At 59.6% G+C, this 14,012-nt stretch carries 11 protein-coding genes, 3 tRNA genes and 1 pseudogene; 14 read left to right on the top strand and 1 reads right to left on the bottom strand.

The genetic code is table 11. From position 1 onward, the window contains the following. From RYA97_RS18180 to RYA97_RS18115, 14 genes are all read left to right on the top strand, one after another. Positions 1–2,829 carry a FimV/HubP family polar landmark protein gene (locus RYA97_RS18180; protein WP_117140490.1) on the top strand — a complete coding sequence of 943 codons (2,829 nt, stop codon included), beginning with the start codon at positions 1–3 and terminating at the stop codon, positions 2,827–2,829. A 161-nt stretch (positions 2,830–2,990) separates the two neighbouring features. Next, positions 2,991–3,815: a tRNA pseudouridine(38-40) synthase TruA gene (gene truA, locus RYA97_RS18175; protein ID WP_011168144.1), complete on the top strand. Its 825-nt coding sequence runs from the start codon at positions 2,991–2,993 to the stop codon at positions 3,813–3,815. Positions 3,816–3,876: 61 nt separating this feature from the next. Continuing rightward, the gene (locus RYA97_RS18170) at positions 3,877–4,497 is read left to right on the top strand and encodes a phosphoribosylanthranilate isomerase (RefSeq protein WP_004664334.1); all 621 of its coding nucleotides are present in this window, start codon (positions 3,877–3,879) and stop codon (positions 4,495–4,497) included. A 249-nt stretch (positions 4,498–4,746) separates the two neighbouring features. Continuing rightward, complete coding sequence (gene accD / locus RYA97_RS18165) at positions 4,747–5,667, top strand: acetyl-CoA carboxylase, carboxyltransferase subunit beta (RefSeq protein WP_002552709.1); 921 nt, start codon at positions 4,747–4,749, stop codon at positions 5,665–5,667. Further along, on the top strand, positions 5,664–6,968 hold the full coding sequence (gene folC, locus RYA97_RS18160; protein ID WP_117140489.1) for a bifunctional tetrahydrofolate synthase/dihydrofolate synthase: 1,305 nt from the start codon (positions 5,664–5,666) through the stop codon (positions 6,966–6,968). The genes accD and folC overlap by 4 nt, the downstream gene beginning before the upstream one ends. Beyond that, positions 6,952–7,620, top strand: a complete 669-nt coding sequence (locus RYA97_RS18155) for an SPOR domain-containing protein (RefSeq protein ID WP_005743864.1) — start codon at positions 6,952–6,954, stop codon at positions 7,618–7,620. Before folC ends, RYA97_RS18155 begins: the two co-directional genes overlap by 17 nt. A 118-nt stretch (positions 7,621–7,738) precedes the next feature. Then, complete coding sequence (locus RYA97_RS18150; protein ID WP_002552712.1) at positions 7,739–8,326, top strand: CvpA family protein; 588 nt, start codon at positions 7,739–7,741, stop codon at positions 8,324–8,326. 12 nt (positions 8,327–8,338) lie between these two features. Further along, a complete protein-coding gene (gene purF, locus RYA97_RS18145) occupies positions 8,339–9,847 on the top strand; it encodes an amidophosphoribosyltransferase (protein WP_004657889.1) in 1,509 nt (502 codons plus the stop codon). 21 nt (positions 9,848–9,868) lie between these two features. Beyond that, on the top strand, positions 9,869–11,080 hold the full coding sequence (locus RYA97_RS18140; protein WP_005743867.1) for an O-succinylhomoserine sulfhydrylase: 1,212 nt from the start codon (positions 9,869–9,871) through the stop codon (positions 11,078–11,080). A 50-nt stretch (positions 11,081–11,130) separates the two neighbouring features. Beyond that, positions 11,131–11,895 carry an SDR family oxidoreductase gene (locus RYA97_RS18135; protein ID WP_316892837.1) on the top strand — a complete coding sequence of 255 codons (765 nt, stop codon included), beginning with the start codon at positions 11,131–11,133 and terminating at the stop codon, positions 11,893–11,895. Positions 11,896–12,044: 149 nt separating this feature from the next. Further along, positions 12,045–12,120: transfer RNA gene (locus RYA97_RS18130), tRNA-Val, on the top strand. A 66-nt stretch (positions 12,121–12,186) separates the two neighbouring features. Further along, positions 12,187–12,263, top strand: a tRNA-Asp gene (locus RYA97_RS18125). Positions 12,264–12,378: 115 nt separating this feature from the next. After that, positions 12,379–12,455, top strand: a tRNA-Asp gene (locus tag RYA97_RS18120). A gap of 233 nt (positions 12,456–12,688) precedes the next feature. Continuing rightward, entirely contained in the window at positions 12,689–13,507 is an 819-nt protein-coding gene (locus tag RYA97_RS18115) for a DUF2242 domain-containing protein (protein WP_005730413.1), read from the top strand. Positions 13,508–13,665: 158 nt separating this feature from the next. Here the strand turns inward: RYA97_RS18115 and RYA97_RS18110 are convergent. Next, a pseudogene (locus RYA97_RS18110) lies at positions 13,666–14,012 on the bottom strand (threonine dehydratase); the annotation flags it as partial.

The raw sequence follows: 14,012 nt of genomic DNA, 5'->3' as shown, positions 1-14,012 counted from the left end.
ATGGTTCAGGTTCGTAAACTGGTATTAGCAATCGCTGCGGCTTCAGCGCTGTCATCGGGTATGGCGCAGGCGCTGGGGCTCGGGGAATTGTCGGTCAAGTCGACCCTGAATCAGCCCTTGGTAGCGGAAATAGAGTTGACTGAGGCGCAGGGGCTTAACGCAACGCAAGTTGTGCCGAGCCTGGCGACCACTGCCGACTTCGCTCAGGCGGGCGTTACCCGTCAGGCATTTCTCAACGATCTCACGTTTACCCCGGTTATCAACGCCAGCGGTAAAAGTGTCCTGCGCATTACTTCCAGCAAGCCGGTGCGCGAGCCTTACGTGAAGTTCCTGGTTCAGGTGCTCTGGCCAAATGGCCGGTTGCTGCGTGAATACAGTCTTCTGCTCGATCCACCGAAGTTTTCTCCAGAGGCCGCCGCTGCGGCCGCCGCCCCGGCACCAGCTGCTGCTCCTGCCGCACCCGCGCAACTGGCGACAGTCGCGCCGTCGACAGAGGCTGCGGCACCCGAGGCTCCAGCACCTGCCGCCAGTGCGCCGGTATTGCCGCCGCCAGCCGCGGACAAACAGGCACAATATGTCACCGCCAATAACGATACCTTGTGGGAAATTGCCGCGAAGGTACGTACTGGCGGCACTGTCCAGCAAACCATGCTGGCCATTCAGGCGTTGAACCCGGAAGCGTTCATCGGCGGCAACATCAACCGCTTGAAGAAGGGGCAGGTGCTGCGCCTTCCGACTCCGCAGCAAACCACCGCGTTGCCACAACCGCAGGCAGTTGCAGAAGTTTCCCGGCAGTACAGCGCCTGGCGTGAAGGCCGTCGCCTGCCTGCCGGCACGCGCCAGGTCGATGCCACCCGCCGTGATCGCGCTGGCGCTGCTCCTTCAAAGGTCGATACCTCCGACAACCTGAGCCTGGTTTCGGCAAGCGGCAAGCCTGCGGCAAAAGGTGCAGCGGGTGACAGTGATCTTGGCAACAAGCTGGCGGTGGCTCAGGAAGCTCTGGACACCACGCGCCGTGACAATGCCGAGCTGAAAAGCCGCATGAACGACCTGCAAAGCCAGCTCGACAAGCTACAGCGACTGATTGAGCTGAAAAACGGTCAGTTGGCCAAAATGCAGGCCGCCGGTGCAGCTGTGCCTCCGGCTGCTGCCACCCCGGAAGCCACCACGCCTGCCAATGCGGCAGTGCCTGCTTCGCTGGTCGATGCCAATGGAGCTCCGGTCAAACCGGCTGGGGAGATTGCTCCTGAGGATGCATTGCCGGCAGGTGCCGCCGAGGTTGCGACTCCTGCAGCCGATCAGCCGCTGGCTGTGGAGCCGGTGGCTGCAGCCGAAGATGAAGACGTGCTGCAGAAAATCCTCAACAACCCGGTACTGCTTGGCCTGATCGGCGGTGCCGTATTGTTGATTCTGGCCTTGTTGCTGTTGTTCCTGGCGCGTCGTCGCGCTGCGAAGGCCGAAGCCGAGAAGCACAAGCGTATGGCGCGTGCTCTGGCTGAGGAGTCGGATTTTGTTTCAGACATGGACATGAATGCACCGCCAGCCAGCTTCGATGGCCTGGACGTGCCACCACCGAATGTTCGCATGGGGGCCGCTGGTGCCGCCGCCGCTGCCACCGCGGCTCGCGAGCGTCCTGCCGATCCGTTGCTTCAGGCCGAGATCCATATTGCTTACGGGCGCATGAATCAGGCTGTCGAACTGCTTGAAGAAGCAGTGAAGGAAGATCCGAAGCGCGATGATATTCGCCTCAAGCTGATGGAAATCTACGCCGAGCAGGGTAATAACAAAGCTTACGCCGCCCACGAACGCAAACTGGTGGCAGCGGGAAAGCATGAAGCTGAGGTCGAGCAGCAGGAAGAACTTAACTCGACCCTGAAGCCGGTAGCGCCTGTTGCTGCGCCAGCGGTTTCTGAATCTGCTACTGCGTCGGCTGCTCCGGCAGTGGCCGCGGCAGCTGCCAGTGCTGCTGCGCTGGTTGCAGAGCTTGACGCCAAGTATGTTGAAGAGCTGTTGGCCGATGATTCGGCAGAGCAAGAGGTTGAACCTGAGCCTGAAGTCGCTGTAATAGCAGATCCCGAGCCCGCACCTGAAATGGTTACGCCGCTGGCCGCTGAACCTGCTGAAGAAGCGGACCCGTTCGATCACGATTTTGACTTGAGCCTGGATGAGTTCGAAGAAGCGCCCACGTCTGAAGTCACCACTGTGAACGAGCTTGACGATCTGATGCTGGATGAGCCGAAGGTGTCTGCAGCAGCGGATGACGAGGAGCTGAGCTTCGAGTCGATCATGCAGCAACAGGAAGAGGCCCGTGCGGCGACTACGCCGGAAGACCTTGCCGACTTCGATCTGGACCTGTCCGAAGAAGATCCGGCGCTCAAGAACGAGGATGACTTCCTGCTCGGCCTTGGCAATGATCCACTTGATCTGGGTGAAACGCAGTCTGTGCCGCCTGTCAGTGATGACCTTGAGCTTCCGGAAGACTTTGATCTGTCGCTGGCGGACGAGATTGAAACCGATCAGGCCAGCCAGGCATTCGCGACCGAAATCGACGACGTCAATGCCGAGCTGGACCGCCTTTCACAGAATCTCGAGCATCCGCCGCTCGATGAACCAAGGTTCACGGCCGAAGATGCTGCGGCACTGGAAGACGAGCCGGACTTCGACTTCATGGCCGGCACTGACGAAGCCGCGACCAAGCTTGATCTGGCGCGCGCCTATATCGACATGGGCGATGCAGACGGTGCCCGGGATATTCTTGACGAAGTGGTCACCGAGGGCGATGACGGACAGAAAAGCGAAGCGCGGGAGATGCTTTCGCGGCTGGCCTGATCCCCCTAAGGCAACAACCTGCAAACGGCCGCTTATGCGGCCGTTTGCATTTCAATTGTCCGGCTTGGTAGCGTGTTTTTCTTGCGGCCGTATAATGACCGACTTTTTGCGAACCGACAGGCTGTACCACTTTGGCGAACATAGACAACCCGGCAGCCGAAATGGCTGCCGAGGGTTTTTCCCGAATCGCGCTGGGCGTTGAATACAAGGGCTCGCGCTATTGCGGCTGGCAACGTCAGGCATCCGGTGTGCTGACCGTGCAGGAAACTCTTGAAGACGCTTTGTCAAAAGTGGCTGCATCACCGGTATCACTGATGTGTGCCGGCCGCACAGATGCTGGCGTGCATGCCTGCGGGCAGGTGGTGCATTTCGATACGCAGGCCGAGCGCACCATGAAGGCCTGGGTCATGGGCGCAAATATCAATCTGCCCCATGACGTCAGCGTAACCTGGGCCCGGGTCATGCCCGCTACGTTTCATGCCCGCTTCAAGGCCATTGCCCGTCGTTATCGCTATGTGATCTACAACGATCAGATTCGCCCGGCGCACCTGAATCAGGAAATTACCTGGAATCATCGCCCACTGGATGTAGAGCGGATGGCACTGGCAGCCGAGTATCTGGTCGGTACTCACGACTTCAGCGCTTTCCGCGCCGGCCAGTGTCAGGCCAAGTCGCCAGTCAAGCAGTTGCACCACCTGCGCGTGACGCGTCACGGCAAGATGATCGTGATCGACGTGCGCGCCAATGCCTTCCTGCACCATATGGTGCGCAACATCGCCGGTGTTTTGATGACCATCGGCACTGGCGAACGTCCGGTCGAATGGGCGCGAGACGTGCTGGAAAGCCGGGTTCGGCGTACCGGTGGTGTGACGGCCCATCCTTATGGTCTGTACCTTGTTCAGGTCGAGTACCGTGATGAATTTCCGCTGCCCGAGCGTTTTGTAGGTCCGCATTTTCTTACGGGCTTTGCAGAACTGGACGGCTGACGACCCGAGCAGCATTTGCTAACATCCGGGACTTTCCGAAAGGTCTGAGGTTGCTCACTATATGTCAGCCGTTCGCAGCAAGATCTGCGGGATTACCCGCATAGAGGATGCTCTGGCTGCAGCCGAGGCAGGAGCCGATGCAATTGGCCTGGTGTTCTACCCGAAAAGTCCGCGTGCAGTAACAGTGCTGCAGGCTCGCGCTATCATTGCCGCGTTGCCGCCGTTCATTACCACTGTCGGCCTGTTCGTCAACGCCAGCCGCTGCGAACTCAACGAGACGCTGGATGCGGTTGCGCTGGACATGCTGCAGTTTCATGGCGATGAAACACCGGATGAATGCGATGGTTATCATCGCCCCTACATCAAGGCTTTGCGGGTCAAGGCGGGTGATGACATCGCTCAGGTTTGCCGTACCTATCGCAATGCGCGAGGCGTGCTGCTCGACACCTATGTAGAGGGTGTTCCTGGCGGCACCGGAGAAACCTTCGATTGGGCGCTGATTCCGGACGATCTGGATAAACCGGTCATTCTGGCGGGCGGGCTGACGTCGGCGAATGTGGCGCAGGCCATTGCCCAGGTTCGGCCCTACGCCGTGGATGTCAGCGGCGGTGTCGAAAAGAGCAAGGGCATCAAGGATCGGGAAAAGATCCTTGCGTTCATGAGTGCAGTGCATGGCACCTGATGTGACGGTTGCCGGTCGGCCGCCGTCCATAAGCCTGTCCCTGCCACAAGGCATGCGGGTCGAATCAAGTAAGCGGTGGTGCCAGAGTGCAACGCCGTCGTTGTAAAAAATCGGGGTGAGGGATGTGCAGGTCTGGCTTGGGTCGATCGCTATCCTTCATCATCGTCCATACACGAATTTATCCGAGGGCATGCGACTGGCGCGTGATCGCCAGCCGTTCGAGCCACACCGGTACTGGAGATATAAAGCATGAGCAACTGGTTGGTAGACAAACTGATCCCATCGATCATGCGTTCCGAGGTCAAAAAGAGCTCGGTTCCCGAAGGCCTCTGGCACAAATGCCCGTCCTGCGAGGCGGTTCTGTATCGCCCGGAGCTGGAAAAGACCCTGGACGTCTGCCCCAAGTGCAACCACCACATGCGTATCGGTGCGCGCGCACGCCTGAACATTTTTCTGGATGTTGAAGGCCGCGAAGAGCTGGGTGCCGATCTTGAGCCGGTCGACCGTCTGAAATTTCGTGACGGCAAGAAATACAAGGACCGCCTGACCGCTGCGCAGAAGCAGACCGGTGAAATGGATGCGCTGATTTCCATGAGCGGCACCCTGCTGGGCATGCCGGTGGTGGCGTCAGCATTCGAGTTCTCGTTCATGGGCGGTTCTATGGGCGCCATCGTCGGCGAGCGTTTCGTGCGCGCCGCCAACTACGCCCTGGAAAATCGTTGCCCGATGATCTGCTTCGCCGCTTCCGGCGGTGCGCGCATGCAGGAAGCACTGATCTCGCTGATGCAGATGGCCAAGACATCGGCCGTTCTGGCACGTCTTCGCGAAGAAGGCCTGCCCTTTATCTCGGTGTTGACCGACCCGGTCTACGGCGGCGTTTCCGCCAGTCTGGCCATGCTGGGCGATGTCATCGTTGCCGAGCCCAAGGCGCTGATCGGTTTCGCCGGTCCTCGCGTGATCGAGCAAACCGTTCGCGAGAAGCTGCCAGAGGGCTTCCAGCGTAGCGAGTTCCTGCTGGATCATGGTGCTATCGACATGATCATCTCGCGTAGCGAGCTTCGTCCGCGTCTGGGTAACCTGCTGGCGCAGATGATGAACCTGCCGACGCCTCGTTTTGTAGCGCCGGTCATCGAGCCTATCGTCGTTCCACCGGCACCGGCCACGATATGACCTCTACATCCCTGAGCGACTGGCTCGCTTACCTGGAGCAACTGCATCCATCCGCCATCGACATGGGGCTGGATCGTTCTCGGCGGGTAGCGCAGCAGTTGGGGCTGACGCGTCCGGCTCCCAGGGTGATTACGGTAACGGGCACCAACGGCAAGGGGTCAACCTGTGCCTTTGTCGCTGCCTTGTTGCAGGCTCAGGGCTTGAAAGTCGGTGTCTACAGCTCCCCACATTTGATTCGCTATAACGAGCGGGTGAAAGTGCAGGGTGTCGAGGCAACCGACCTGGAGTTATGCGATGCGTTCGCGGCGGTTGAAGCGGCGCGTGGTGATGTAACCCTGACTTATTTCGAAATGGGCACGCTGGCGGCATTCTGGCTGTTCGAACAGGCCCGGCTGGATGCGGTCGTTCTGGAGGTCGGTCTGGGTGGTCGCCTGGATGCGGTAAATCTTGTTGATGCGGATTTCGCGCTGGTCACCAGTATCGGTGTTGATCACGCCGAGTATCTGGGTAACACCCGTGAGTCGGTCGCCTTCGAAAAGGCCGGAATCTTTCGTGCCGGTTGCCCAGCGTTGTGCGGCGATCCGGAACCACCCGAGCCGCTGCTGGCCAAGGCTCGTGAGTTGGGTTGCCCGCTGCTGATGCGTGGTCGTGATTTCGATCTCTCGATAGGCAAGGACAGTTGGGACTGGCGTGGTGTTGCTCACGGCGAACAGGTCGAACTGCGCGGTCTGCCACTGCTGGACCTGCCTATGCAGAACGCAGCGTTGGCACTTCAGGCGTTTGCCTTGCTGGGGTACCCGCTGCAAACGGATGCAGTAGGGCAGGTTCTGGCGCAGACCCGGCTCGCCGGTCGTCTTGATCGCAGAACTGTCAGCTGGCAAGGCAAGCGGCTCAATCTGCTTTTCGATGTGGGTCACAACCCCCATGCGGCGCAATTTCTGGAGCAATGCCTTGCGCGCCAGCCGGTTGTCGGCAAGCGTCGCGCCGTATTTGGCCTGTTGAACGACAAGGACCTCGAGGGTGTGGTCGCGCATCTGGTGTCGGTCATCGATGAGTGGGCCGTTGCGCCGCTTCCTACCTCGCGCAGCCGACCGGCAGAAGAGTTGCATTCGGCCTTGCAGAACCTTGGCGCCTGCGTGACGTCCTATCAGAGTGTTGCGTTGGCGCTGGAAGCTCAGTGCGCGCACGCCACGCCCGATGACGAGATTCTGCTGTTCGGATCATTTTACTGTGTTGCCGAGGCCCTGGAATGGGTGGCCCGGTACACCGATGAGGACGCTGCAAATGGCTTTGCTGGATAACGTATTCAAGCAGCGCATGGTTGGAGCACTGGTGCTGATCGCTGTGGCGGTCATCTTCTTGCCCATGCTCTTCACGCGGGAAGATGAAACGCGTCAGGTGCAGGTCGATGCACCGTCCGCGCCCCAGGCACCTGCGGCTTCGCAGATCCGGGTCGACCCGGTGCCTGTTCCGGAGCCTCAGGCCCTGCCTCAGGAGCCTGTTCCCAGCGACGATGACATGAGCAGCAGCCAGCCGCCTTCCATGCCGATCGCACCTGCCCCAACCACACCGGCCACACCTCCGGTTGCCAGCGCCCCGGCCCCGAAGCCTGCTGCCAAGCCGGCACTTGCGCCTGCTCCGGCCCCGGCAGCCCCGGCAGCCCCTGCGGCACCCGCCAAGCCAGCAGCACCTGCTGGCGTCGATGCCAACGGGCTGTCGATCAGCTGGTCGGTTCAACTGGCAAGCATGTCCAACCGTGCCAACGCCGACAACCTGCAAAAGACTCTGCGAACTCAAGGCTACAATGCTTACATTCGCACTGCCGATGGCGTTAATCGGGTATTTGTCGGCCCGCTTATCGAGCGTGCCGAAGCTGATCGTCTGCGCGATCAGCTCGACAAACAGCAAAAGCTCAAAGGTATTGTGGTGCGCTTTCAGCCTGAGCGGGGCTGACCGTTCGGCACCTCGTGCCCTTGCGTTAAAGGAAAATGCCTCGCGCCGGTAATCGCTGCTTACCGGCAGGCGGGCGCTCTGCTAAAATGCGCCGCCTTATCCGTCTGCAGGCTGCAACGTGCCATTTACTCCGGTTGACTGGGCAATTCTGGGAATTGTCGCCATCTCCGCCCTGATCAGTCTGAAGCGCGGCTTCGTAAAAGAAGCACTGTCGTTGACGACGTGGATCATTGCAGGCGTTGTGGCCTGGATGTTTGGCGCGGGGCTGTCGCAGTATCTGGTCAATTACATAGAAACACCTTCGGCCCGCGTGATTGCGAGCTGCACCATTCTTTTTGTCGCCACCTTGCTGGTAGGCGCCATGGTCAACTTTCTGATAGGCGAGCTGATTCGCGTCACCGGGCTTTCCGGGACCGATCGTTTTCTCGGCATGGTCTTCGGCGCAGCGCGCGGAGGCCTGCTTGTCGTTGTAGCGGTAGGGCTGTTGAGCCTGGGGCCGGTGCAGCAGGATCAATGGTGGCAGCAGTCCAGGCTGGTGCCGCAATTTCTCATGGTCGCTGACTGGTCGAAAAACCTGATTCTAGGGATGTCCAGCAAGTGGCTCGCCAGCGGCATCAGCGTACCCGCTGATCTGCCGTTCAAGGAACAGATCCTGCCGTCTACAATGCCGCAGGATGTGCTCGGTAAATCCAGTTCCACTAAGTAGGGGTTGTGTCGCATGTGTGGCATCGTCGGTATCGTCGGCAAGTCGAACGTCAATCAGGCGCTGTATGACGCGCTTACCGTCCTCCAGCACCGCGGCCAGGACGCTGCTGGTATCGTAACCAGCCACGATGGCCGGTTATTCCTGCGCAAGGACAACGGATTGGTGCGTGATGTGTTTCATCAACGCCATATGCAGCGCTTGGTCGGGCATATGGGCATCGGTCATGTGCGCTATCCAACGGCGGGCAGCTCGACGTCTGCAGAGGCCCAGCCGTTCTACGTCAACTCGCCTTATGGCATCACGTTGGCGCACAACGGCAACCTCACCAACGTCGAACAACTGGCCAAGGAGATTTACGAATCCGACCTGCGCCATGTGAACACCAATTCCGATTCGGAAGTGCTGCTCAACGTTTTCGCCCATGAGCTGGCCGTGCGTGGCAAGTTGCAGCCGACCGAAGAGGATATCTTCGCCGCAGTGACCGACGTGCATAATCGCTGCCGTGGCGGCTATGCGGTCGTGGCAATGATCACCGGCTACGGCATTGTCGGCTTCCGTGACCCGGACGCCATTCGTCCTATCGTGTTTGGCCAGCGTCATACCGACGAAGGCGTCGAATACATGATCGCGTCGGAAAGCGTGTCGCTGGACGTGCTCGGCTTTACCCTGATTCGCGACCTGGCACCGGGCGAAGCGGTCTACATCACTGAAGATGGCAAGCTGCATACCCGTCAGTGTGCGGCCAACCCCAAATATGCACCGTGCATCTTCGAACACGTTTATCTGGCACGTCCTGACTCGATCATCGACGGCATTTCGGTCTACAAGGCGCGTTTGCGCATGGGCGAGAAGCTGGCCGACAAGATCCTGCGCGAGCGTCCGGATCACGATATCGATGTGGTCATCCCGATTCCGGACACCAGCCGTACCGCTGCGCTGGAGCTGGCCAATCATCTGGGCGTCAAGTTCCGCGAAGGTTTCGTCAAGAACCGCTACATCGGCCGGACCTTCATCATGCCGGGCCAGGCAGCACGCAAGAAATCCGTGCGTCAGAAGCTCAACGCAATCGAGCTGGAGTTCCGCGGCAAGAACGTGATGCTGGTGGATGACTCCATCGTGCGCGGCACGACCTGCAAGCAGATCATCCAGATGGCCCGTGAAGCCGGTGCCAAGAATGTCTACTTCTGTTCGGCGGCCCCGGCCGTGCGCTACCCCAACGTCTACGGCATCGACATGCCGAGTGCTCACGAGCTGATCGCCCACAACCGTTCCACTCAGGACGTTGCCGACCTTATCGGTGCCGACTGGCTGGTTTATCAGGATCTGAATGACCTGATCGAAGCGGTCAGTGGCAGCAAGAAGATCAAGATCGACAACTTCGACTGCTCGGTTTTCGATGGCAAGTACGTGACCGGTGACATCGACGAGCATTATCTGAACAGGATCGAGAGCGCGCGTAACGACGCCTCCAAGATCAAGACTCAGGCCGTGAGCGCGATCATCGATCTGTACAACAACTAAATTGGACAAGGAGTGGGCGGCATGACTCAGGAGTGGGATGCAGGTCGGCTGGACAGCGACCTTGAAGGTGTGGGTTTCGATACCCTTGCCGTACGTGCCGGGCAACACCGCACCCCGGAAGGTGAGCATGGCGATCCCATGTTCTTCACCTCCAGCTATGTCTTTCGCACGGCTGCCGATGCGGCCGCGCGTTTTGCTGGCGAGGTGCCCGGCAACGTCTACTCGCGTTATACCAACCCGACCGTGCGCTCTTTTGAAGAGCGCATCGCCGCGCTGGAAGGCGCCGAACAGGCCGTTGCTACGGCCACCGGCATGGCGGCGACCCTGGCGGTCGTGATGAGCCTGTGCAGTGCCGGGGATCATGTGCTGGTGTCGCGCAGCGTCTTTGGCTCGACCATCAGCCTGTTCGACAAGTACTTCAAACGCTTTGGCATTGAGGTGGATTACGTTCCGCTTGCAGAGCTGAGCGGCTGGGACGCGGCGATCAAGCCCAACACCAAAATGCTGTTTGTCGAGTCGCCGTCCAATCCATTGGCCGAGCTGGTGGATATCGCTGCACTGGCTGAAATCGCTCACGCCAAAGGTACGATGCTGATCGTCGACAACTGTTTCTGCACGCCGGCCTTGCAGCAGCCGCTGTTGCTGGGTGCTGATATTGTCGTGCATTCGGCTACCAAGTTCATCGACGGCCAGGGTCGTTGCATGGGCGGTGTGGTTGCCGGCCGCAGCGAGCAGATGAAAGAAGTGGTCGGTTTCCTGCGCACGGCCGGGCCGACGCTCAGCCCGTTCAATGCGTGGATCTTCCTCAAGGGTCTCGAAACCCTGAACCTGCGCATGCGCGCTCACTGTGCCAATGCCCAGGCACTGGCACAGTGGCTCGAGCAGCAGGATGGCATCGAAAAAGTCCATTACGCGGGGCTGAAGAGCCACCCGCAGCACGAGTTGGCCCAGCGTCAGCAAAAGGGTTTCGGTGCGGTGGTGAGCTTCGAGGTCAAGGGTGGCAAGGACGGCGCATGGCGCTTCATCGATGCCACGCGACTGATTTCGATCACCGCCAACCTGGGCGACAGCAAAACCACGATCACTCACCCGAGCACCACCTCTCACGGCCGTCTGGCACCTCAGGAACGTGAGGCCGCAGGTATTCGCGACAGCCTGATTCGGGTTGCAGTGGGGCTGGAAGACGTGGCTGATCTGCAGGCTGATCTGGCCCGTGGTCTGGCGGCGTTGTGAGTAGCGAGACCAGCAAAACGGCCAGTGGCAAGCCGGGTGAGGCGTGGGCGTTGAAATTTTCCAGCGTCCACAATGGTCGTGTCGCCCTGGTGACCGGTGCCGCTCGCGGGATCGGGCTCGGCATTGCAGCGTGGCTGATTGCCGAAGGCTGGCAAGTCGTGTTGACCGATCTGGATCGTGCGCGTGGTTCGAAAGTGGCCGGTGCACTGGGTGAAAATGCCCTGTTCATTGCCATGGACGTTGCCAGTGAAGAGCAGGTCGCAACGGGCGTGGCCGAGGTGCTTCGGCAGTTCGGTCGTCTCGATGCGCTGGTGTGCAACGCTGCGATTGCCGATCCGCACAACACTACGCTGGAAAGCCTTGAGCTGTCGCACTGGAACCGTGTACTGGCAGTCAACCTCGGCGGTCCGATGCTGCTCGCAAAGCATTGCGCGCCTTACCTGCGTGCGCACTGTGGCAGCATCGTCAACCTTACCTCTACTCGCTCCCGCCAGTCCGAGGCCGATACCGAAGCTTATGCGGCCAGCAAGGGCGGCCTGATGGCGCTGACGCACGCGCTGGCAATCAGTCTGGGGCCGGAGATACGTGTAAACGCCGTCAGTCCCGGCTGGATTGATGCGCGCGACCCCTCGTTGCGCAAGGCCGAGCCGTTGTCCGAGACCGATCACGCCCAGCATCCTGCCGGCAGGGTAGGGACGGTAGAAGATGTGGCCGCGATGGTTGCGTGGTTGTTGTCCAGAAACGCCGGTTTTGTGACCGGGCAGGAATTTGTGGTCGACGGCGGCATGACGCGCAAGATGGTCTACGCCGAATAGTTTCGTGCAGTCTGCCAACATTGACTCTTTGTTGTGCTTTTGATGTGTGGTAGCGGTTTTGCGATTGAGCCTGTTTTTTAAAAAACTTCAATCAGGCTATTGACTTAGGTTCGTTAGGTGCGTAAATTTCGCGGCCTCAACGAAGCAAAGGGTGATTAGCTCAGCTGGGAGAGCAGCTGCCTTACAAGCAGCGGGTCGGCGGTTCGATCCCGTCATCACCCACCATCGTTGAGTTTGAAAGCTGAAGTACGAGGGCTTTCAAAGTATCAAAAGGACGCAAGTCCACAATGCGCAGCGGTAGTTCAGTCGGTTAGAATACCGGCCTGTCACGCCGGGGGTCGCGGGTTCGAGTCCCGTCCGCTGCGCCATATTTGTACAGATCGGGTTCGCCGGGTCTGCGATTGAAAAGCCCAAGGGTCTTTCAGTCACCAGTACAGGAAGCAAACTACCGAAGGTTTGTTTCAAACAGGTTTACAGCGATACGCAGCGGTAGTTCAGTCGGTTAGAATACCGGCCTGTCACGCCGGGGGTCGCGGGTTCGAGTCCCGTCCGCTGCGCCATACACCGCTTCAAGGCCCTTGAACTCCTTGAAGCAAACACGAAAGCGACCCTCGGGTCGCTTTTTTGTTGTCTGCGTTTTGTCCGTAGGCGAGTAGGGTGGTTGGCCTGAACACGTGTTGTATCCAAATCCTTTTGATCTGTACGTTGATCCAGCGTCGGCCTTGTTGCAGACTTACCGCCATTTCCCAGTTCGCAGTCTTGCTGGCAGTCTTTTCCTTCCTCAGGATTTTCGATGTTTAAGCTACTGAACGTTCGTACCGCATTCTGGATCTCTGCCGTGTTGATGGCAGCTGGTTGTTCATCGCCGAAGCAGGCGGTTTATGACCACGAACATTTCGATGACGCCGGGACCTTCTCCCGCAGTTATCCTGCAACCGACCTGGCTTATTGCGAAGCGGGGCGGCGTGCCTTGTTGAGCCAGGGCTATATCATCACCAGCAGCGACCCGAAGATGATTGCCGGTCGCAAGAGCTTTCAACAGACCGGCGATGCGCATATTGAAATCAGCTTTAATCTGGTGTGCGCCGCTGATGCGAAGGATGGCAGTTCGACCATGTTCGCAAACGCTCTGCAGGATCGCTATGCGCTGAAGAAGACCAACAACTCGGCCAGCCTCGGGGTTGGAGTGCTGGGCTCTGTCTCGATGCCGATAGGCTCCACTGACGACTCGATGGTCAAGGTGGCCAGTGAAACCGTGTCATCGGCGAAGTTCTACGAGCGCTTTTTCGGTCTGGTGGAAAACTTCCTGCCACCGGAAGTGAAAAAGGCTGCGCATATTGTCGAGAAGCCCAAAGCAGATCTGGGTGTTCCTGATGTAGCCCCTGCCGCAGCCGAGCCGGCCAAGGCGGCCGAACCCGCCAAACTGGCTCCAGCAGCAACGGAGTCGCCCGCCAAGGCCGAACCCGCTGCCGAATCAGCCACGCCGCCCGCGGCAAGCGAACCACTGCCAGCGCCAGCCGAGCCTGCATCGTTCAAGGCGGAAACGGTCGACACACCGGCAGCCGAGCCAACAGACAGTACCAAGCCAACCGAGGCTGAGCCCGCTCAATAACGGCTGTCGTGATCATGCACGGCGGACGCAGAGCGTCCAGAACTGCATCCCCACGCAGAGCGTGGGGACGATAATCAAGGTGTCCAGAGAACCTCTATCGTGCCCATGCTCCGCGTGGGTATGCCGGTCCGCATGAGGAACGAGAGGTATCCACGTCCTCAGCCCAGAAACAACCGATACGCCGGGTTCTCGCTCTCGTCCCAATACGGGTAACCAATCTCGTCCAGCGCTGCGCCCACCAGATGCCGCTCTTCCTCCGGCACTATCAGGCCAGCGACCACCCGGCCGTCTGCTGCGCCGTGGTTGCGGTAGTGGAACATCGAGATGGTCCAGCGTCCGCCCAGGCGGTTGAGGAAGTTGAACAGCGCGCCGGGGCGCTCCGGGAATTCGAAACGCAGTACCACTTCGTCGTCGACGCGCTCGGCATGCCCGCCGACCATGTGGCGGATGTGCAGTTTGGCCAGTTCGTTGTCGGTCAGGTCCAGCACCGGAAAACCCTGCCCGG

Origin of the sequence: Pseudomonas syringae group sp. 26L6 (assembly GCF_032587815.1) — a bacterium.
GTDB lineage: Bacteria > Pseudomonadota > Gammaproteobacteria > Pseudomonadales > Pseudomonadaceae > Aquipseudomonas > Aquipseudomonas amygdali.
The sequence above is the reverse complement of the archived record's forward strand: the minus strand, read 5'-3'. Positions and strand labels throughout refer to the sequence as shown.